Below are 20,468 nucleotides of genomic sequence, written 5' to 3'. Positions count from 1 at the left end.
ATTTCCCCATGACTGCTGTTTCGCCAGACCTTCTGCGCCGCTTTGACGTGCCAGGGCCCCGCTATACATCCTATCCAACGGCCGACCGTTTCGTGGAGGCGTTTGGTCAGGAAGACTATGTGCTGGCGCTGCAACAGCGCCGCTCGGGCACGCTGGCCAAGGCCATGCCGCTGTCCCTGTACGTGCACATCCCGTTTTGCGAATCCTTGTGCTACTACTGTGCCTGCAACAAGATCATCACCAAGCACCATGACCGCGCCGAGGTCTACTTGCGCTACCTGAGCCGCGAGATCGACCTGCACACCGCGCACTGTGGCGTAGGACAGGTGGTGAGTCAACTGCACCTGGGCGGTGGCACGCCCACCTTCCTATCCGATGATGGATTGCGGGAGCTGATGGCCATGCTCAAGCGCAGCTTCACGCTGGCGCCTGGGGGGGAATACTCGATCGAGGTGGACCCTCGCACCGTCAATGCCGAGCGTCTTGCACTGCTGGCTGAGCTGGGGTTTAACCGGCTGAGTTTTGGCGTGCAGGACTTTGATGCCGAAGTGCAGAAGGCTGTGCACCGCATCCAGCCTGCCGAACAGGTGTTTGCGCTGGTTGAGTCTGCGCGTTCGTTGGGCTTTGACTCAGTGAATGTGGATTTGATCTACGGCCTGCCGCGCCAGACGCCCGAGTCTTTTGACCGCACGCTGGCTCAGGTGGCGCAACTGCGGCCTGACCGCATCGCGCTGTATGCCTATGCGCACTTGCCAGAGCGTTTCAAGCCACAGCGTCGCATCATCTCTGCGGAGTTGCCCACGGGCGCGAGCAAGCTCTCCATGTTGTCGCGCTCGCTCGATGCCTTCATGGATGCTGGATACGTGTACGTGGGCATGGACCACTTTGCGCTGCCCACCGATGCCCTGGCCGTGGCCAAGCGTCAGGGGCGCCTGCACCGCAACTTTCAGGGCTACAGCACGCAGCCGGACTGCGACCTGATCGGCCTGGGCGTATCGGCCATAGGCCGTGTGGGGGCAACCTACAGCCAGAACTCCAAGACGCTGGATGAGTACTACGACTTCCTGGACCAAGGGCGGTTGCCCGTAGTGCGCGGGTTGGCGCTCACGCGCGACGACCTGGTGCGCCGTGCGGCCATCATGGCCCTGATGTGCCAGGGGGAACTGCTGTTCGAGCCGATGGAGCAGGCATGGCTGATCGACTTCCGCCAGTATTTCGCTGCGGAGTTGGCTCAATTGGAGGGCATGCAGGAGCAAGGGCTGGTGCGCGTTGGGCCTGAGGGCATTGAAGTGACCGCGACCGGTTGGTTCTTCGTGCGGGGCATCGCCATGGTTTTTGACCGCTATCTGCAGGCAGACCGCAACCGCGCCCGGTTTTCGCGCATCATCTGATACCTATGCTTACCACGGTTGGCTGGACTGCTTTGCTCATGGGACTCGCCGGCGGGTCCCACTGCTTGGCCATGTGCTCCGCGCCCTGTGGAGCGCTCGTGGGTCAGGGCGGCGCTCCACAGGCGGATGGGAGTGCCGAGCAGGTGGTGCGCTGGGCGCCGCGTGGCGGTGCGCTGCAGCGCACCGTGGCCTTTCATTTGGGGCGCTTGGTGGGATATGCCAGTGCCGGTGCATTGGCGGCCTTGGCCATGGACAGTTTGGCATGGCTGACCCAGCAGACCACCGCGCTGCGTCCCGCCTGGACGCTGATGCACGTGGCGGTGATGGCTTGGGGGCTCATGATGATGGTGCAGTCGCGCCAGCCTGCTTGGGTGGAGCAGGCTGGCCGCTCCGTGTGGGCGCGTGTTCGACCGCTGGTCGGGGCGCCAGGCGGCGTGATGGCGGCCGGGGTCCTGTGGGCCCTGATGCCGTGCGGGCTGCTTTATTCGGCCCTGTTGGTCGCCGCGCTCAGTGGAGGGCCGCTGGAGGGTGCCCTGACCATGGCCCTGTTTGCCGTGGGAAGCGGGGTCTGGCTGGTGGGTGGCCCCTGGGCTTGGAGCAGCCTTCGCAACCGCCTGAATCTTGCTCGGGCTCAGTGGGGCACGAGGGCCGCAGGCGCCATGCTGTGCGCGGTCGCTGCCTGGGCGTTGTGGATGGATCTCATTTACAAGCCGTCGCTCTGGTGCCGCTGAGCGGGCGGCGCTGATTTGTCCTGTCACCCCCAATCGCCCGGTAGTTCCAAGCGGGGCGATGTCCCAGCCCAGGGGGGCTGCTGTGCTCCCGTCAGGCCCGATTTCTGCCAAGTGTTGCCGGATCGCTGCGCGGTCTGCCGGTTCTTCGCCACGTCACTGGAACTGGTGATAATCTGCGTAACTATTGGTGGCATTGATGTCGCCATGTATCGTGCGCCTGACGTGAACTCATCCATCCTCATCGACATCAGCCAACTGCGTGTCGGCATGTACATCCAGCTCGACGTGGGCTGGATGCACCATCCGTTCCCGACCAGTAGTTTCCGGGTGGCGTCGTTGGAGCAGATTGCCACCTTGCGCGAGCTGGGGTTGACCGAGGTTCGCTACGTCCCCAAAAAGAGCGATCCAGAACTGCAGGAGCTGGTGCCTGCCGCCTGGAGCGTGCCCGAGATGACAGCCCCACCGCCCAACGGCCTGGATGCGCCCGGGCCTGGTACGGCCACTGTCGTAGACCCCGAGGCGCAGCGTCGCCGCGAACTGCTGGAAGCACAAAACCGGGCCTTGGCCGCCTGCAATCAGCGTTTCTCAGAAGCCACGCGGCAATACCAGTCCATGGAGCGCACGGTTTCCGAGTATCCAGACCAGGCCAGGGCCAAGGGCGAGGCGCTGGTTTCTGGATGCGTGACTGAACTGCTGGAAAACGGCGACTCCGTCATCCGGCTGCTGTCCGAGGGCGTGGGCGAGCGCAACGGATTGCATCCGATCAATGTGATGGTGATTTCGCTGCTGCTGGGGCGATCCCTGGGCATGAAGAGCGAGGAGCTGCACGATCTGGGTGTGGCCGCATTGATCCACGACATTGGCAAGCTCAAGCTGCCGCCCAATCTGCGCCAGCCGACCCCTTCCATGATCCCGATGGAGCGCACACGCTACGAAACCCACGTGGCGGAATCCGTTGCCCTGGCCAAACGCATGGGGTTTGCCGATGCCGTGCTGACGGCCGTGGCGCGGCACCACGAAATGTGTGACGGCAGTGGTTTTCCCCAGCGCCTGAAGGGGCCCGATCTGGGGCGCATGAGCCAGGTCCTGGCACTGGTCAACCAGTACGATCGCATGTGCAACCCGGCGATGGGGGTGACGGCGCTGACGCCCCATGAGGCGCTTTCCGTCATCTTCGCCCAGCTTAAGGCCCGGTTTGATTCGGTGGTCCTGGGGGCTTTCATTCGCATGATGGGTGTCTACCCGCCCGGCTCCATCGTGCAGTTAGTCAATGACCGGTATGCCATCGTGGCCTCGGTCAATTCGTCGCGGCCCCTGCGGCCCAAGGTCATCGTGCACGACCCACGGGTGCCCAAGGAAGAGGCTCCGATCCTGGATCTGGAAACTGTCCCTGAGCTGGGCATACGGCGCAGTCTCAAGCCCGCGCAGCTGCCGCGTGACGCGCTGGACTACCTGTCGCCGCGACAGCGTATCTGTTACTTTTTTGAGCGAGCGGTGAGTCCCGGCCCTGACGAGGCTGCGGCGTGAACGATCTCCCATCGCTCGGGTGGCTGGACGGCCTGCAGGAGGCCGTGTGGCTCCTGGATGAGGCCAGCCAACACATCCTGCAAGCCAACGCAGGCGCCGAGCGCCTCACTGGGTTATCTGCCGCCGCCATGAGAGGGCGGTCTGTGCTGGACTTGGCTAGCACGCCCCAGGAGCTGGCGTTCTGGTCTGAGCCGGTCGATGTGATTGCGCAGGGCGTGACTGCCCACACCAGTTTGCTGCGTGCTGATGGCAGCTTGGTGCCGGTGCAGCGTTGTGTCCGGCGTGTGCCATGGGGGGAGGGTGGTAGCACGGTGCTGCTGCTGACCATGCTGGACCGCAGCCTCCAAGAAACTACTGAACGCGAGCTGGAGACACTGTTGTCCGAGCTGCGTGCCACGCTGGACTCTGCCGCCGATGGCATGCTGGTGTGTGGGCTGGATCGCCGTGTGCGAGCATTCAACCAGCGCCTGGCCCAGCTGTGGAACCTGCCGCGCCAGTTGCTGGTGGAGCGGGACGATGCGGCGGTGTACGCCTTCATGGTGGACCAGGTGTCGGACCCTCGTTTCTATGCCGAGCGCCTGGCAGCCATTGACCGCGAGCCCATGCAGGAGAGCACCGACATTGTCGAGCTGCGTAACGGCGTGGTGCTGGAGATGCGCACGGTGCCGCAGTTCAGCCAGGGCCGTGCGGTGGGCCGTGTGTATTCGTTCCGGGACATCACCCGCCAGACGGAGACTCAGGCCAGCCTGCGCTTGGCCGCGCGCGTGTTTGAGTCCAGCCTGGATGCGATCTTCATCGCCGACAGCCAGCACCGCATCATGCGGATGAACCCCGGATGTGAGCGGCTGGTCGGCCCTACGGCCAAGGGTTTTGAAGGCTGTGTAGCGGCCTCGCTTTTTGGAGGAGGCTCGGATGCCTCCTTCATGGAGCAGGTGCTACAGGGCTGGGCCAAGGATGGCTTCTGGGAGGGCGAGTTGTGGCTGCCCCGTGACAACGGCGCTTATTGTGCGGTGCAGCTGTCCTGGGTGGCCCTGCGTGATGATGAAGGGCGGCTGGTGCAGAGCATCGGTTTCATGCGCGACCTGACACTGCAGCACGCCGCGCAAAAGCGCATTGAAGAGCTGGCCTACAGCGACGCACTGACAGGTCTTCCCAACCGCCTGCTGCTCTCGCAGCGCGTGGATACCGCCATCCAGGGGGCGCGCCAGAGCGACACCGGCTTCGCGATCCTGTTCCTGGACATGGACCGCTTCAAGATCATCAATGACTCCCTGGGGCACCCTTTTGGAGATCGGGTGCTGCAGCTGGTGGCTGAACGCCTGCAGACCTGCTTGCGGCAAACCGACATGCTGTGCCGTCTCGGCGGGGATGAATTTGTCATCTACCTGCATGGGGGTGATGCATCGGTGGCCGAAAGTGTGGCGCGCCGGATTCTGGACGACATGCTCAAGCCCTTCATGCTCGACAGCATGGGCTTCTCGATCCAGTGCAGTATCGGCATTGCGCTGTACCCGCAGGATGGCGCTACGTTGGACGACCTGATCAAGCAGTCCGACACCGCGATGTACCGGGTCAAGGAGCGTGGGCGCGGCAGCTACGGCTTTTACCAGCCGCAGATGAACGCCAACCTGCTCGCGCGCATGCAGATGGAGCACGCCATGCGCCAGGCGCTGGGTTTGCAGCGCATGGCCGTGCACTACCAGCCCCAGGTCAATATGGCGACCGGGCGCATCACCGGGGCCGAGGCGCTGCTGCGCTGGACGGACCCCGAGTTTGGCGCGGTATCCCCTGCAGTGTTCATTCCGCTGGCGGAAGAATCGGGCTACATCGTGACACTGGGCGCCTGGGTGATGGAGCAGGCGGTGCGCGAGGCCGCACTCTGGATGCACAGCGGCTCGCCCATCATGATTTCCGTGAACGTGTCAGCGCTGGAGTTTCGCCAGCCCGACTTTGTGGACCGCATCACGCGCCTGCTGGCGGTGCACCAGCTGCCCCCCACCTTGCTGGAACTGGAGCTGACAGAAACCATCCTGCTGCAGGACGCACAGGAGATGGAGCAGCGTCTGCGCGTGTTGGCGGACCTGGGCATCGGCCTGGCGATCGACGATTTCGGCACGGGCTACTCGAGCCTAGCCTATTTGAAAAAACTCCCCATCCACAAGCTCAAGATCGACCAGTCTTTTGTGCGTGGCCTGCCCGACGACGATGGCGACCGGGCCATTGTCAGCGCCATCATCAGCATGGGCCGTGCCATGCACATCGAAGTGGTGGCTGAAGGGGTGGAGACTGAAACCCAGCAGGCGGTGCTGCAGCAAATGCAGTGCGAGCACTACCAGGGCTTTTTGTGCGCGCCCGGGCTGCCGGCCGACCAGTTCCGCGCCCTGCTGAGCAAGCCCCTGCCGCTCAAGGCCCAGGGGCGCCACCGGCCTTTGAACACCTGACACCGAGCTCTCTGATGTTGCAACGCGGCGGACTGCGGAGAGTCCGCCTCTGTGTCGCCCTCAGGCGGCCGAAACGCCTTTCCACAGCATGTAAGCCGCCAGGCCAAACAGCAGCGACGCAAACACGCGCTTGAGTTGCTTGACGGGCAGGTTGTGGGCTGCTTTGGCGCCTAGCGGGGCCGTCAGCACGCTGCAACTCGCAATCACGCCCAGTGCTGGCAGCCAGATGTAGCCCAGGGAGGCTGGAGGCAGGCCGCTCACGTTCTGTCCGCCAATGGCGTAGCCGATCACGTTGGCCAGCGCGATGGGGAACCCCAGCGCAGCGCTGGTGGCCACCGCGTTGTGGATGGGCACATTGCACCAGGTCATGAAGGGCACGCTGACAAAGCCGCCGCCCGCGCCGACCAGGCCCGACAGAAATCCGATCACGCCGCCCGCCGCCACTTGGCCTGCGCCCCCCGGCATCTGGCGCGTGGGCGCAGGCTTCTTGTCCAGAAACATCTGCGTGGCCGAGAAGCTCACAAACAGTGCGAAGAAGATTGCCAGAAACGAGCCCTTGAGCAGCGCAAACACCCCCAGGCTCGCGATGAACCCGCCCAGCACGATGCCAGGTGCCAGGCGCGTGACGATGTCCCACCGCACTGCGCCGCGCCGGTGGTGGGCGCGCACGCTGGAGATGGAGGTGAACATGATGGTGGCCATGGAGGTGGCAATTGCCATCTTCACCGCCAAGTCGGGCGACACCTGACGCGCGCCCAGGATGTAGGTCAGGAATGGCACCAGCAGCATGCCCCCGCCGATGCCCAGGAGTCCCGCCAGGAAGCCTGTGGCCAGGCCGAGCACACCGAGTTCAACAATCAGCAGGGGATCGAGCATGGCGGGATGTCAGTCAAGAAAGAACAACGGAGCACGCGGGGAGCCGCGAGAAAATGCCCTGTCACGGACGCAGCAGCTTGTGCTTGCAATGACAGGGCATAGGGAAGAGGGTGTCTGCGAATGCCGCCGAACTCTCATCCTGAACCGGGGGTTCAGGTGGGCGAGGGCAGCCTGGCGTTGGGTTCATCTGACGCGAGATGATCACGCTCACCGGACGATGTACCAAGCCCGAGCTCAATGAGCATTGGTTCAAGGAAATATAAAGCCCGACAGCTTCGCAGACCCGACCATTGTAGGTGCTGCCAGTGGGCACTGTGCGCTCGGGGGCATGTAAAGCCCGCAAGCGGCTGTGACGAGCGGGTAAGAGGCGCAGCGTGCCTCAGCACACCCACAGCACGCAGGGGCTAGATCAAGCGCCCGTCATCGCCCAAAGCGTCGTCCAGGCGCTGGACCAGGCTTTGCAGGCGCTGCTGGTCGGTATCTGGCAACAGGCTTTCCTGGTGTCCCGCCATGGGGGCGCCGGGGCTGGGGCTTGCGGGCGGGGTGGCCACCGGCTGGTTTGCGGCCGCAAGGTCTTCCGCTTCGCGGTCGGCGATCTCGAAAGCCAGGTTCAAGGCCGCCAACACGGCGATGCGTTCGCGTGCCCGGACCTTGCCTGCATCGCGGATGCGCGTCATGGCAGTGTCCACGCGTTCCACGGCGTCGAGCAGGCGGCTTTCGTGGCCCTCGGGGCAGGACAGCAGATAGCTTTGCTGCAGGATCTGCACCTCGATTTGCTTCATTCGGCTTCTTTCGTGAGCGGCGCGGCAGCGGGCAGGCGTTCGAGCAGGGCATCCACCCGGGCGCGTGCGGCGCTCAAACGGGATTTGAGCGAATCGCGCTCCTGCGTCAGTGCCGCAACTTGATCAGCCAACAGGGCGTTGGTGCGCTGCAACTCTGCATGTCGCAGCAGCAGGCGTTCCACGCGCTCGGCGATCTGGTCGGTGGGGGACGGTATTGCCATACAGCCCCGGATTGTAGGCGGTGTGGCACCGAGCGGACCCTGGCCCCGGTCGGCGGTGGTGTGCCACACGCAACAAAGAACAGCTCACCGTGCATCACTGGCCGCGCGGGTGCCCTGATGGGTTGTTTGCCTGTTCTGCCGCAAAAAGGACGCTTGTAAACGGTCGTAAAATCCCGTTGTTGGTGCTCGCGGCGTGGTTCACATGCCGCAGTTCAACGGGAAGCAGGGAGGCGCCGTACCACCGGTACCCGCCCAGCCTGCGCTGCCCCCGCAACGGTCAGCGGACGAATCGCCCGATTCTCTCTCCATCCACAAGCCACTGGGCGCCTTGAACAAGCGCCTGGGAAGGCGTTGGGGGGGTGTTCCGCCAGCCCGGATACCGGCCAACACGGTGGCTGCGCGCGTCCTTTTTTTGGCGCTGCGCGGCTGTATCACCCACACGCTGGCGGGAGGCCGGCCCGGGTTGTTTGTTGACCTTGATCCCCATGAAAATCCGTACCCTTCGTGCGCGCCCTGTGGCGTCGTTGTGCCTGCCCGCCCCACGCCTGGCACTGCTGTCACTGTTGGCTGGCAGTGCCTGCGGCGCGTTCGCACAGACTGCTTCAGCCTCTGGCGAGTTGCTGGCGCAAAACCTGCGCGCACCGTCGTTGTCTGAAACCGTGGTGGCCGCCACGCGCACGCCGCAGCCGCTGGCCGACCTGGTGGCCGACATCTCCATCGTGGACCGCGAAACCATCGAAACCAGTGGCGCTACCGGCTTGGCGGACCTGCTGGCCCGCCTGCCTGGTGTGGAGTTCTCGCGCAATGGCGGCCCCGGGACCACGACCGGTGTGTTCCTGCGTGGCGCGGAGTCGCGCTTCACTGCGGTGTACATCGACGGGGTGCGCATCGACTCGCAGTCCACCGGCGGCGCACCCTGGGAGAGCATTCCGCTGGGCCTCATAGACCGCATCGAAGTGCTGCGTGGCCCGGCGGGCGCCGTGTATGGCTCGGACGCCTTGGGTGGCGTGGTGCAGATCTTCACCAAGCGCGGTGAGAACGGTACGGCGCCTTACGTGGGCATCGGCGTGGGCAGCCACAACACCACCAAGCTGGAAGCCGGGATGAGCGGTGCCAGTGGCACGCTGGACTATGCCCTGGGGCTGGCGCGAGACGACAGCAAGGGCTTCAACGCGCGCCCTGTCGCCGGGCAGAACCCGGACCGCGACGGCTACCGCTCCACGGCGGGCCATGCGCGGGTCGGCTTACAGGTGAACGCCGTGCACCGCCTCGAAGGCACGCTGATGGTCAACGACACCAACAGCGGCTACGACAGCGGCCTGGGCAAGGACGACCGCAACCTGCACACCCTGCACGCGCTGGGCCTCAACTGGACGGCCCAGTGGAACAGTGCCTACAAAACGCGCTTTTCCATTACCGACTCGCGCGACGAATACGAAACACGCCCCTCGCCCTACCTGAGCGAAACACGCCTGCGAGGCTACTTGTTCCAGAACGAATGGCGCCAGGGCGCGCATCTGGTGACGGCCGCGCTGGAGCGCCGCGAGGACCGCCTGGAGAACCAGCCCATCGACGCCAAGCGATCGCAAGACGCGCTGGCGCTGGGCTACGGTTACAACGCCGCCGGCCACACGGTGCAACTCAACCTGCGCCACGACTCCGACAGCGAGTTCGGCGGCAAGGGTACCGGCAGCGTGGCCTATGGCTATGCGATCACCCCGCAGTGGCGTGCCACGGCGTCGGTGGGAACGGCCTTCCGTGCACCCACGCTGTACCACCGGTTCAGCGAATACGGCGTGGCCACGCTGCGTCCTGAAAGCAGCCGCAATGCCGAGGTGGCGCTGCGCTACGCACAAGGCAATAGCACCTTCTCGGCCACGCTGTTTCGCAACCGCGTGAGCAACCTGATCTCCTTTGGCGGCGCGGGCACTTGTGCCTCCAGCTTTGGTTGCTATGCCAACACCGCCCGGGCCGAATACAAGGGCGTGACGTTTACTGGTTCGCACCGCCTGGGCGACGTGCAGTTGCACGGCTCCATCGACCTGCAGCGCCCGCGCGACCTGGACACCGGCAAGCAACTGGCACGCCGCGCCAAGCAGCACGCCACCTTCGGCGCCGACACGCGCCTGGCGGGCTGGACCGTGGGTGCCGAGGTGCAGGCTTCGGGCCGCCGCTTCGACACTGTGGCCAACACCAACGTGCTGGGCGGCTACACCCTGGTCAACCTGTACGCCAGCACCCGCATTGCGCGCGACTACACGCTGCTGGCCCGCATCGACAACCTGGCCGACAAGGACTACCAGCTGGCCCGCACCTATGCCACCGCAGGCCGTACGGTCTACGTGGGTGTGAAGTGGGCACCGCAGTGAACCTTGCCACGGCCACTGCTGCCCGCTGCCCGGCGCTGCTGATCGCGGCCCCGGCCTCCGGGCAGGGCAAGACCACCGTCACTGCCGCCCTGGCACGCCTGCATGCGCGCCAGGGGCGGCGTGTGCGGGTGTTCAAGTGCGGGCCGGACTTTCTGGACCCGCACTGGCACCAGCTGGCCAGCGGTGCACCCGTGCACCAGCTCGACCTGTGGATGAACGGCGAGGCCGACTGCGCGCAGCGCCTGCATGATGCGGCGTGCGAGTCGGACCTGATCCTCATCGAAGGCGTGATGGGCCTGTTTGATGGTGACCCCAGCGCGGCCGACTTGGCACGGCACTTTGGCGTGCCGGTGCTGGCGGTGGTCGATGCCTCGGCGATGGCGGGCACCTTTGGCGCGCTGGCCTACGGCCTGCGCCACTACCGGCCGGGCCTGCCCTGGGCCGGTGTGCTGGCCAACCGTGTGGGCAGCGCGCGCCATGCCGACATGCTGCGGGACGGTCTGCACGATGCCGATGACTGGATGGGCGCGCTGATGCGGGTGCAGCCCGGCAACGCTCCGACAACCGGCAAGGCCGGTGCCGCACTGCTGCCCGAACGCCACCTGGGTCTGGTGGCCGCACACGAGCTGGACGACAGCCTCCAGCGGCTGGATGCTGCGGCCGACGCGCTCGCCGCCACGCCGCTGGGCCAGATGACGCTGGATGACCTGCAGGGCTGGGCCGTGGACTTCCCTGCGCCCTTGTCGAAGATTGCCGTGCCTGCGCTGCTCGCAGGCCGCACAGTGGCCGTGGGGCGCGATGCGGCGTTCTGCTTCATTTATGCCGCCAACGTGCAGTGCCTGGAACAGATGGGCGCGCGCGTGGTGTTCTTCTCGCCGCTGCACGATGCCGCATTGCCTGATTGCGACGCGGTGTGGCTGCCTGGCGGTTACCCCGAGTTGCACACCGCGCAGATCGCTGCCAACACCAGCATGTTGGCCAGCCTGCGCGCCCATGTGGCCGCGGGCAAGCCCCTGTGGGCCGAGTGCGGCGGCATGATGGCACTGTTTGAATCCATCACCCTCGCGGACGGCAGCGTTGCCCCGCTGTGGAGCCTGCTGCCTGGCCGCGTGACCATGCAAAAGCGCCTGGCAGCGCTGGGCCCGCAGCACCTGACGGTGGCCGGGCACACGCTGCGCGGCCACACCTTCCACTATTCGACCAGCGACAGCAGCGCACCCGTGGTGGCCCGCACGGTGCGCCCCCACGAGGCCGTGGCGCCCGATGTGGGCGAAGCGCTGTACCAGCAAGGCAGCATCCACGCCAGCTACTTCCACGCCTGGTTCTCGTCCAGCCCCGAGGCGGTAGCACACCTGCTGGGCAGTGGGGGCAACGCATGACTTCGGCCCTGCATCCGATCACCACCGAACTGATCCTGGGCGGCCAGAAGAGCGGTAAATCCCGCCGCGCCGAACTGCTGGCGCGCGATTGGCTGGCGCAGTCTGCCGACCACCGCGCCGTGCTGATCGCCACCGGCCAGGCCTGGGACGACGAGATGCGCGAGCGCATCGCCCGCCACCAGCGCGATCGCGCCGAGCGCGTGCCCGGCCTGCGAACGGTGGAAGAGCCGCGCGACGTGGCGGCAGCCCTCACGCGGCTCAGCACGCCGCAGACCCTGGTGGTGGTGGACTGCCTCACGCTGTGGCTGACCCAGTGGACCATGCCGCTGGGGTTCGAAACCATGAATTCAGAGAAAAAACAGGCGCAAGCGCTAGAGTGGCATGCCCAAGCTGCTATGTTTTTAGAAGCGATTCGGCAATCCCCCGGGCCCGTTGTTCTGGTGGGCAACGAAATAGGCCTGGGGGTCATCCCGATGGGGCGCGAGGTGCGCGCCTTTGTGGATGCGCTGGGCACCCTCAACCAGCAGGTGGCGCAGGTCTGCCCCCGCGTTACGCTCATGGCCGCAGGCCTGCCGCTTACCTTGAAAGAACCCCGTTGATGAAACCCACCCCCGTGCGCCGCATCCTCTGGGTGATCGCCATCCTCATCGTGCTGGGCCTGCTCATGGCCGGGCTGGCGCGGGCGCAGCCGGTGCAGGTCACCGACGACCGGGGCCGCTCTGTGACGCTGCCGCGCCCGCCCCAGCGCATCGTGAGCCTGCTGCCTTCGCTCACCGAAACGATCTGCGCGCTGGACCAATGCCACCGCCTGGTGGGCGTGGACCGCTATTCCAACTGGCCCGAGTCCGTCACCCGCCTGCCGCAGGTGGGCGGCGGGCTGGACCCCAACATCGAGGCCATCGTGGCCCTGCGGCCCGACGTGGTGCTGATGGCCACATCGTCCCGCGCATCGGCCCGGCTGGAGCAGCTGGGCCTGGCTGTGGTGGCGCTGGAGCCCAAGACCCACGCCGACGTGCAGCGCGTGATGGGCAAGCTGGGCCAGGTGCTTGCCGTGCCTGACGCCCAGCGCGTGTGGCGCCATATCGACGCGGCGGTCGAGGCCGCCGCGCAGTCCGTGCCGCCGGCGGCACGGGGCGTGCGCGTGTACTTCGAGGTGAACCGGGGGCCGTACGGGGCAGGGGCCTCGTCGTTCATTGGCGAGACGCTGACCCGGCTGGGCGCGCGCAACATCCTGCCCGCGTCGCTCGGGCCGTTTCCCAAGCTCAACCCCGAGTTTGTGGTGCGGGCCGACCCTGACCTGATCATGGTGGGCGCGCGCAGCGTGGAGGGCCTGACCGAGCGGCCGGGCTGGAGCAGCCTGCGCGCCCTGCGCGAGCAGCGGCTGTGCGTGTTTCCGCCCGAAGACGCCGATGTGCTGGTGCGGCCCGGCCCGCGCATGGCTGAAGGCGCGCGCATCATGGCCCGCTGCCTGGCCAGCAAGGCCGCGCCCGGTGCCAAGGCGCCTGCGGCGGTGCGCCCATGATGGGATCGGTGGTGCTGCGCGGTCGCTGGCTGGCGGGCCTGCTGCTGCTGGTCAGCGCGCTGCTGGTGCCGCTGGGCACCGGCGTGGGCAGCGTGGGGCTGGAGAATCTGTGGCCCGCGCTGTGGGATCACAGCACCGACCCCGCCGGCCACGCCGCACGGGACATGGCCTGGCAGATCGTGTGGGAGATCCGGCTGCCACGCACGCTGGGCGCGTGGTGCGCCGGTGCGCTGCTGGGGTTGGCCGGTGCCGTGGCGCAGGGCCTGTTCCGCAACCCGCTGGCCGACCCGTACCTGCTGGGCAGCGCCTCGGGCGCCTCTCTGGGCGTGGCCACGGCGCTGGCGATGATGGGCGGCGCTGCGGGCATGGTGGGCAGCGCCAAGGGCGCGGCGGTGGCCATGGTGTTCTCGGGCCACTGGCTGGTGCGCCTGGGCCTGACCGGCGCGGCGTTTGCCGGGGCCGTGCTGGCGGTGCTGCTCACGCTCGCGCTGGCGCGCGGCGTGCAGCACACATTGCGCCTGCTGCTGGCCGGGGTCATCGTGGGCGTGGTGCTGGGCGCGTTCACCTCGCTCATCCTGCTGCTGTCGCCCGATTCCCTGCAGGCCATGCAGGCGTTTCTGCTGGGCTCCACCGGCTTTGTGGGCTGGACCTCTTGCCTGTTGATGGCAGGGGTGTGGCTGCTGTGCGTGGTGGCCGCCTGGGCGCTGTCGCGCGTGCTGGATGGCCTGGCGCTGGGCGAGGCCACGGCCCACAGCCTGGGCTTGCCGCTGGCACCGCTGCGCGCCGCGTTGGTGGCGGTGCTGGCCCTGGCCACCGGCACGGCCGTGGCGCAGACGGGGCTGATTGCTTTTGTGGGCCTGGCCGCGCCCCACCTGGTGCGGGCCGTGGTCAAGGTGCCGCACGGCCGCCTGATGGGGCTGGCCAGCCTGATGGGTGGTGTGCTGCTGGCCGGCGCAGACCTGCTGGCGCGGGGGCTCATCGCGCCGCAAGAGCTGCCCGTGGGCGTGCTCACCGCCGTGCTGGGTGGCGGCTACCTGCTGTGGCTGATGCACCGGCGCACCGGACCAGGAGGCGTGCTGTAAATGCGCAATGCTCCTGAAAACATAGCTGTCAGCGCAGAGGGAATCAGCGCCAGCATCGGAAAACACCCCATATTGCACGGCATCACGCTGCACCTGGCGGCGGGCCGCTGGACGAGCATCGTCGGCCCCAACGGCGCCGGCAAGTCCACGCTGCTGCGGGCGCTGGCGGGCCTGCTGCCTTGCACGGGCAGCGTGCAGTTGCTGGGCCGCCCGCTGGCCGCCTGGCACCGCAGCGACCGGGCGCGGGCGCTGTCGTGGCTGGGGCAGAACGAGGTGGCCGCTGATGACCTGCTGGTGTACGACGTGGCCATGCTGGGCCGCCTGCCGCACCAGCCCTGGCTGTCGCCCCCCAGCGAGGCCGACCACGCCGCCGTGGAGCAAGCCCTGCGCGCTACGCAGGCCTGGGACTGGCGCCACCGCGCGCTCTCGCAACTCTCCGGCGGCGAGCGCCAGCGCGTGTTGCTGGCCCGCGCGCTGGCCGTGCAGGCCCAGGTGCTGTTGATGGACGAGCCGCTGGCCAACCTGGACCCGCCCCACCAGTCCGACTGGCTGCTGCTGGTGCGCGAGCTGGTGGCCCAAGGCAAGACGGTGGTCAGCGTGCTGCACGAAGTCTCGTTTGCGCTGCAGGCGGACGATGTGGCTATCGTTGCAGCCGGCCGCCTGTGCCACCATGGCTCCACCCAGGACACGCACACCCACCGCGCACTGGAGCAGGTGTTTGACGACCGCATTGCCATCCACCCGGTGGAGGGCCAGTGGCTGGCCTTGCCCCGTTTGCTGCCTCGCCGCACCCCGGCGGAGCAATGACCTCTGATTGAAAGACACGCTATGCAGATCGAAGCCGCCCCCACCGAAAAACGCTACGAAAAGGCCGAAGGCGAACGCCGGGGCCTCATCATCGTCAACACCGGCGACGGCAAGGGCAAAAGCACGGCTGCCTTTGGCCTGGCGCTGCGTGCCCATGGCCGGGGTAAGGCTGTGAAGATTTTCCAGTTCATGAAGGTGCCCACCGCGCGCTTTGGCGAGCACCGCATGTTCGAGCAGATCGGCCTGCCCATCGAGGGCCTGGGTGATGGCTTCAGCTGGAAGAGCAAGGACCTGGAGCACTCGGCCCAGCTCGCGCGCGACGGCTGGGAAAAGGCGCGCGCCGCCATCCTGTCGGGCGAGCATTTTCTGGTGGTGCTGGACGAGATCACCTATCCGCTGATCTACGGCTGGCTGCCGCTCGACGGCGTGCTGCAGACGCTGCGCGAGCGGCCCCGAGACGTGCACGTGTGCCTCACCGGCCGCCGCTGCCCGCCCGAGATCATCGAGCTGGCCGATACCGTGACCGAGATGCAGATGGTCAAGCACGCGTTCAAGGCAGGCATTCCTGCGCAGCGCGGCATTGAAGACTAGGGCCCGGCCCTCGTGTCCACCCCCTGGCTTTTCCTGCTGATGCCCACCTGGGCCTGGCCCGCTGCGGCCGTGGGCCTGGGCGTGCCGTTGCTGGCGCTGGCCATCGACTGGTGGCTGGGTGAGCCGCCAGCGCGCTGGCATCCGGTGGTGTGGATGGGCTCGGCCTTGCACCGGGGGGGCGAGTGGGTGGCCCCGCTACAGCCTGTGGCACGGGACTTTCGGCGTTTTTGGCTGGGGGCGCTAGTGTGGATTGCCCTGGCTGCTATTGTTTTGATAGTTTCCTGGTGGCTGCAGCATGCGGCCTTGATGCTGCTGGCCTGGCTGGCTGTGGTGATACTGGCGTTTTTGCTCAAGCCCCTGCTGGCCTGGCGCATGCTGCACGACGAGGTGCTGGCGGTGGAGGTAGCGCTGGGCCAGTCACTGCCCGCCGGGCGCGCGCAACTGGCGCGCTTGGTGAGCCGGGACGTGAGCGCACTCACCGCCGTGCAGGTGCGCGAGTCGGCCATCGAGTCGCTGGCCGAGAACCTCAACGACTCGGTGGTGGCGCCGCTGTTCTGGTTTGCGCTGCTGGGCCTGCCCGGCGCTGCGCTGTACCGCTTTGCAAATACGGCCGATGCCATGTGGGGCTACCCCGGCATGCGCGGCGGGCGCTACTGGCAATGGGCGGGCAAGTGGGCGGCGCGGGCGGACGATGTGCTGTCGTGGGTGCCTGCGCGCATCACCGCCTTGTTGCTGGCCGTGGTGGCCAAGGGCCTGCCGTTTTCTGCCCTGGCCCGCCAGGCGCGCAAGACGCCATCCCCCAACAGCGGCTGGCCCATGGCGGCCATGGCGCTGGCGTTGAATGTGCGCCTGGCCAAGCCCGGTGTGTACACGCTGCACAGCAAGGGCCGCAGGGCGGGGCCGCTGGATACGCGGCGCGCTGCGCGTCTGGGCACGCAGGTGGTGCTGGCCATGCTGCCGGTGGTGGCGGCCTTGCAGCTTTTGGTGTTGGTGGTGGTTGCCTGGGCGCACACATGACGTCTCCCCGTTGTTCCTCCGCACCTGTGCATGGCGGCCCCGACGCTGCGGGCGTCCCTCTGTTTGATTTCTCGACCAACAGCAATGCCTGCGGGCCATGTCCCGAGGCGCTGCACGCCGTGCAGGCGGCCGACGCGACGCGTTACCCCGACCCGGCCTACACGGCGCTGCGCGAGGCCCTGGGCGCCTTCCACGGCGTAGACCCCGGCCGCATCGTGCTGGCGGCCAGTGCCAGCGAGTTCATCCACCGCATCACCGCGCTGGCCGCGCAGCAGGGCTCCGTGAAGGTGGTCGTGCCACCTCACAGCTATGGCGACTACGCCCAGGCCGCGCAGGTGCGTGGGCTGGAGGTGCTGAGGGGCGATCGGTCGGCTGCAGGTTTGCAGTGGGCTTGCGAGCCCTCTAGTCCTTTGGGCCTGACAGATCCAGCTTTGCACGCCTGGCGGCAGGGGGACGCGGACGCTGCCTGGCGTGTGCTCGACTGCGCGTATGTCCCCCTTCGGCTGGACCCTGAGGGCACATGGACGGGCGCGCCGTCGCGGCGCACGCCCTCGGCCTGCTGGCAGCTCTGGACCCCTAACAAGGCCCTGGGGCTCACCGGCGTGCGCGCCGCCTATGCGATTGCTCCATCGGACTGCGAGGAGCAGGCGCGTGCGCTCGCAGCCCTGGCGCCATCCTGGCCCGTGGGTGCCCATGGCGTGGCCCTGCTGCAGGCGTGGATGCAAGCCAGCGTGCAGCAATGGCTGGTGCACAGCCTGCGCACGCTGAGCGGCTGGAAGGCACGCCAGCTGGCCTTGTGCACCGACCTGGGCTGGGCCATGCACGCGGGCAGCCTCGCCAACTACTTCTGCGCGCAGCCCGCCACCACGACGTTGCAGAGCGACCTGGTGGCGCTCCGCGCCAGTGGCATCAAGCTGCGCGACGCCACATCGTTCGGCCTGCCTGGCACCGTGCGCCTGGGGGTGCTTGCGCCCGCCGCACAAGACGCGCTGCGGGCTGCATGGCAGGCACTGCCGGGCCGTACCATCCCGCATTCCATCGGATCGAGGGAGACCTTGTGAGAACCATCACCGTCAATCGCTACGTCACGCCGCTGCGTGAAGGTGGCTCCATGCCTGCCATCGTCGAAGGCGACGACCTGGGTACCTACGTGCTCAAGTTCCGCGGCGCAGGGCAGGGCGTGCGCGCACTGCTGGCCGAGATGATCGCCGGCGGCATCGCCCGTGCGCTGGGCCTGCCCGTGCCCGAGATCGTGCTGGCCCAGCTCGACCCTGCCTTGGCGCAGACCGAGCCCGACCCCGAGATCCAGGACCTGGTGCGCGCTAGCGGTGGCCTGAACGTGGGGCTGGATTACCTGTCGGGTGCGCTCAACTTCGACCCGGCGGTGGATGTGGTGTCCGATGACTTCGCCTCCCGCCTCGTGTGGTTCGACGCGCTGGTGGGCAATGTGGACCGCACTGCGCGCAACACCAATCTGCTGATGTGGCACCGCCAGCCCTGGCTAATCGACCATGGCGCCGCGCTGACCTTTCACCACGCGTGGAACGGCACGGTGGTGCAGCCCGCGAAACCCTTTGCACCGATTGCCGACCATGTGCTGCTGGCCCGTGCCACGCTGCTCGCGCAGGTGGATGAGGAGCTGGCCGCACGCCTCACGCCCGAGGTAGTGGCCGGCATCCTGGCCGAGGTGCCCGACGAGTTCTTGTTGCTGGCTGGTGCCGACCACGAAGAAGGTCTGCTGACCGCCGCCGCCACCCACCGCCAGGCCTATGTGGACTACTTTTGCGCCCGCCTGGCCGGGCGTGCCATCTGGGTGAATGCGTTGAAGGAGGCCGTCGATGCACACGCCTGAGGTGTACGACTACGCCATCGTGCGCGTGGTGCCGCGCGTGGAGCGCGAGGAATTCATCAACGCGGGCGTGATCCTGTCTTGTCAGCGCACCGGCTTTTTGCAGGCGGCCATTGCCCTCGATGAGGCTCGCCTGCTGGCCATGGACCCGCGGGCCGACATCGACACCGTGCGCCGCCATCTGGCCGCCATCGTGGCCATCTGTGCGGGCGACGAAGCCTGTGGCCCCATTGCCCGCCTGCCGTACCGCCAGCGCTTTCACTGGCTCACCGCCAAACGCAGCGCCATCATCCAGACCTCGCCCGTGCACACCGGCCGCTGCACCGATGCGGCCGCCGCACTTGAACACATCATGGACCGCATGGTCCGCCCATTGCCGTGACTTCCACCACCTCTTCCCCACTGGCCCGCTGCGTGATGGTGCTGGGCACCACCAGCGGTGCCGGTAAAAGCTGGCTCACCACCGCACTGTGCCGCCACTACAGCAACCTGGGCCTCAAGGTCGCGCCCTTCAAGGCGCAGAACATGAGCAACAACGCGCGTGCGGTGCCGGGCCCTGCGGGCGTGATGGGCGAGATCGGCAGCGCACAGTATTTCCAGGCCCTGGCTGCGCGTGCCGAGCCCGAGGTGCGCATGAACCCGCTGCTGCTCAAGCCCGAGGCCGACACGCACAGCCAGGTCGTGCTGATGGGGCAGGTGAGCGCAGAACTCACTGCCATGCCCTGGCGCGGCCGCAGCGAAAAGGTGTGGCCGCAGATCGCCGCAGCCCTCGATGCACTGCGCGCCGAAAACGATGTGGTCGTGATCGAGGGCGCAGGCTCGCCCGCCGAAATCAACCTGCACGCCAGCGACATCGTCAACATGCGCGTGGCCCGCCATGCCGATGCACGCTGCCTGCTGGTGACCGACATCGATAGGGGCGGCGCGTTTGCCCACCTGTACGGCACCTGGGCACTGCTGCCCGAGGACGAGCGCGCGCTGATCCACGGCTTTGTGCTCAACAAGTTTCGTGGCGATGCCAGCCTGCTGGCCCCGGCCCCGCAAATGCTGCAAGAGCTGACCGGCGTGCCCACGGTGGCCACCATCCCCATGCAGTGGCGCCACGGTCTGCCGGAGGAAGACGGCGTGTTTGACGACCGCACCTTGTCTGCAGGCGCCGTGCACACCACCGTTGCTGTGGTGGCCTACCCGCGCATCAGCAACCTGGACGAGTTCCAGCCGCTCAAGAACGTGCCCGGCGTGCGCCTGCTATGGGCCCGCAGCCCGGCCGATCTGGCGGGGCTCAAGCCCACCGACTGGGTGGTGCTGCCCGGCTCCAAGTCCACCGCTGCTGACCTGGCCTGGCTGCGCGCGCAAGGGCTGGACCAGGCCATTGCCCAGCACGCGGGGCAGGGCGGCACGGTGCTGGGCGTGTGTGGCGGCTTGCAGATGCTGGGCGAGGCGCTGATCGACACCGCAGGTATCGATGGCAATGCCCCGGGCCTGGGCCTGCTACCGCTGGTCACCACCTTTGAGGTTGCCAAGACCGTGCAATGCACGCAGGCACAGTTTGGCGCCATGCAGGGCGCCTGGGCCGCGTTGGCCGGTGTGGCCGCCACCGGCTACGAAATCCACCACGGCCAGACGGCCCAGCACCCGGCCATGGCTGCCAAGGGCGATGTGGCGCGCGAGGTCATCCCCGGCATCGCATGGCAGAACCCGGCGGGCAATGTGCTGGGCGTGTACCTGCACGGCCTGTTCGAGGACGCTGCGGTGCTGCACGCGCTGTTTGGCGCGCAGGTGCCCACGCTGGACAGCGTGTTTGACGGCCTTGCAGGCTTCCTGGGCAGCAGCTTCACACCGGGCGTGCTGGATGCGCTGGTGGCGCGGTAGGGACCCGGCCA

The 20,468-nt window shown here is 67.2% G+C and carries 19 protein-coding genes and 1 riboswitch; of the genes, 16 read left to right on the top strand and 3 right to left on the bottom strand.

What is annotated here, in order from left to right; all coding sequences use genetic code 11:
- Positions 1-8: 8 nt before the first annotated feature.
- The 4 genes from hemN (at position 9) to ACT531_RS12270 (ending at position 6,090) form a co-directional block, all read left to right on the top strand.
- Positions 9-1,391, top strand: coding sequence for an oxygen-independent coproporphyrinogen III oxidase (hemN, locus tag ACT531_RS12285; protein ID WP_015014805.1), 1,383 nt, complete (start codon positions 9-11; stop codon positions 1,389-1,391).
- A 5-nt stretch (positions 1,392-1,396) separates the two neighbouring features.
- Positions 1,397-2,122: a sulfite exporter TauE/SafE family protein gene (locus ACT531_RS12280; RefSeq protein WP_476017606.1), complete on the top strand. Its 726-nt coding sequence runs from the start codon at positions 1,397-1,399 to the stop codon at positions 2,120-2,122.
- Positions 2,123-2,344: 222 nt separating this feature from the next.
- Positions 2,345-3,649, top strand: a complete 1,305-nt coding sequence (locus tag ACT531_RS12275; RefSeq protein WP_476017605.1) for an HD-GYP domain-containing protein — start codon at positions 2,345-2,347, stop codon at positions 3,647-3,649.
- Positions 3,646-6,090 (top strand): putative bifunctional diguanylate cyclase/phosphodiesterase, encoded by a 2,445-nt coding sequence (locus ACT531_RS12270; protein WP_476017604.1) that lies wholly within the window; start codon positions 3,646-3,648, stop codon positions 6,088-6,090. Before ACT531_RS12275 ends, ACT531_RS12270 begins: the two co-directional genes overlap by 4 nt.
- 60 nt (positions 6,091-6,150) lie before the next feature.
- Here ACT531_RS12270 and ACT531_RS12265 read toward each other — a convergent pair whose 3' ends face one another.
- From ACT531_RS12265 to ACT531_RS12255, 3 genes are all read right to left on the bottom strand, one after another.
- The gene (locus ACT531_RS12265) at positions 6,151-6,966 is read right to left on the bottom strand and encodes a sulfite exporter TauE/SafE family protein (RefSeq protein WP_015014801.1); all 816 of its coding nucleotides are present in this window, start codon (positions 6,964-6,966) and stop codon (positions 6,151-6,153) included.
- Positions 6,967-7,370: 404 nt separating this feature from the next.
- The gene (locus ACT531_RS12260; protein WP_476017603.1) at positions 7,371-7,748 is read right to left on the bottom strand and encodes a cell division protein ZapA; all 378 of its coding nucleotides are present in this window, start codon (positions 7,746-7,748) and stop codon (positions 7,371-7,373) included.
- The gene (locus ACT531_RS12255; protein WP_015014799.1) at positions 7,745-7,969 is read right to left on the bottom strand and encodes a hypothetical protein; all 225 of its coding nucleotides are present in this window, start codon (positions 7,967-7,969) and stop codon (positions 7,745-7,747) included. Before ACT531_RS12255 ends, ACT531_RS12260 begins: the two co-directional genes overlap by 4 nt.
- Before the next feature lie 163 nt (positions 7,970-8,132).
- Positions 8,133-8,371, top strand: a riboswitch (cobalamin riboswitch).
- An 83-nt stretch (positions 8,372-8,454) separates the two neighbouring features.
- Between ACT531_RS12255 and ACT531_RS12250 the strand changes: the two genes are divergently transcribed.
- From ACT531_RS12250 to ACT531_RS12195, 12 genes are read left to right on the top strand one after another with little or no spacing between them, the layout of a single operon-like run.
- Positions 8,455-10,338 (top strand): TonB-dependent receptor domain-containing protein, encoded by a 1,884-nt coding sequence (locus tag ACT531_RS12250; RefSeq protein ID WP_476017602.1) that lies wholly within the window; start codon positions 8,455-8,457, stop codon positions 10,336-10,338.
- Complete coding sequence (locus tag ACT531_RS12245) at positions 10,335-11,717, top strand: cobyrinate a,c-diamide synthase (protein WP_476017601.1); 1,383 nt, start codon at positions 10,335-10,337, stop codon at positions 11,715-11,717. Before ACT531_RS12250 ends, ACT531_RS12245 begins: the two co-directional genes overlap by 4 nt.
- A complete protein-coding gene (locus ACT531_RS12240; RefSeq protein ID WP_476017600.1) occupies positions 11,714-12,316 on the top strand; it encodes a bifunctional adenosylcobinamide kinase/adenosylcobinamide-phosphate guanylyltransferase in 603 nt (200 codons plus the stop codon). The genes ACT531_RS12245 and ACT531_RS12240 overlap by 4 nt, the downstream gene beginning before the upstream one ends.
- Entirely contained in the window at positions 12,316-13,239 is a 924-nt protein-coding gene (locus tag ACT531_RS12235) for an ABC transporter substrate-binding protein (protein ID WP_476017599.1), read from the top strand. Before ACT531_RS12240 ends, ACT531_RS12235 begins: the two co-directional genes overlap by 1 nt.
- Positions 13,239-14,321, top strand: coding sequence for a FecCD family ABC transporter permease (locus tag ACT531_RS12230; protein ID WP_476017745.1), 1,083 nt, complete (start codon positions 13,239-13,241; stop codon positions 14,319-14,321). Before ACT531_RS12235 ends, ACT531_RS12230 begins: the two co-directional genes overlap by 1 nt.
- A complete protein-coding gene (locus tag ACT531_RS12225; RefSeq protein ID WP_015014793.1) occupies positions 14,322-15,128 on the top strand; it encodes an ABC transporter ATP-binding protein in 807 nt (268 codons plus the stop codon).
- Positions 15,129-15,149: 21 nt separating this feature from the next.
- On the top strand, positions 15,150-15,719 hold the full coding sequence (gene cobO / locus ACT531_RS12220; protein ID WP_015014792.1) for a cob(I)yrinic acid a,c-diamide adenosyltransferase: 570 nt from the start codon (positions 15,150-15,152) through the stop codon (positions 15,717-15,719).
- A gap of 39 nt (positions 15,720-15,758) precedes the next feature.
- A complete protein-coding gene (cbiB, locus tag ACT531_RS12215) occupies positions 15,759-16,736 on the top strand; it encodes an adenosylcobinamide-phosphate synthase CbiB (protein ID WP_476017744.1) in 978 nt (325 codons plus the stop codon).
- Positions 16,733-17,797 carry an aminotransferase class I/II-fold pyridoxal phosphate-dependent enzyme gene (locus ACT531_RS12210; protein ID WP_476017598.1) on the top strand — a complete coding sequence of 355 codons (1,065 nt, stop codon included), beginning with the start codon at positions 16,733-16,735 and terminating at the stop codon, positions 17,795-17,797. The genes cbiB and ACT531_RS12210 overlap by 4 nt, the downstream gene beginning before the upstream one ends.
- Entirely contained in the window at positions 17,794-18,588 is a 795-nt protein-coding gene (locus ACT531_RS12205; protein WP_291446125.1) for a HipA family kinase, read from the top strand. The genes ACT531_RS12210 and ACT531_RS12205 overlap by 4 nt, the downstream gene beginning before the upstream one ends.
- Positions 18,575-18,967: a DUF3037 domain-containing protein gene (locus tag ACT531_RS12200; protein WP_209820067.1), complete on the top strand. Its 393-nt coding sequence runs from the start codon at positions 18,575-18,577 to the stop codon at positions 18,965-18,967. The genes ACT531_RS12205 and ACT531_RS12200 overlap by 14 nt, the downstream gene beginning before the upstream one ends.
- Positions 18,968-19,002: 35 nt before the next feature.
- Positions 19,003-20,457, top strand: coding sequence for a cobyric acid synthase (locus tag ACT531_RS12195; RefSeq protein WP_476017743.1), 1,455 nt, complete (start codon positions 19,003-19,005; stop codon positions 20,455-20,457).
- Positions 20,458-20,468: the final 11 nt, after the last annotated feature.

It is taken from the genome of Acidovorax sp. DMC1, from assembly GCF_056314325.1.
Note: the sequence above shows the minus strand (reverse complement) of the source record. Positions and strands in the feature narration are given on the sequence as shown.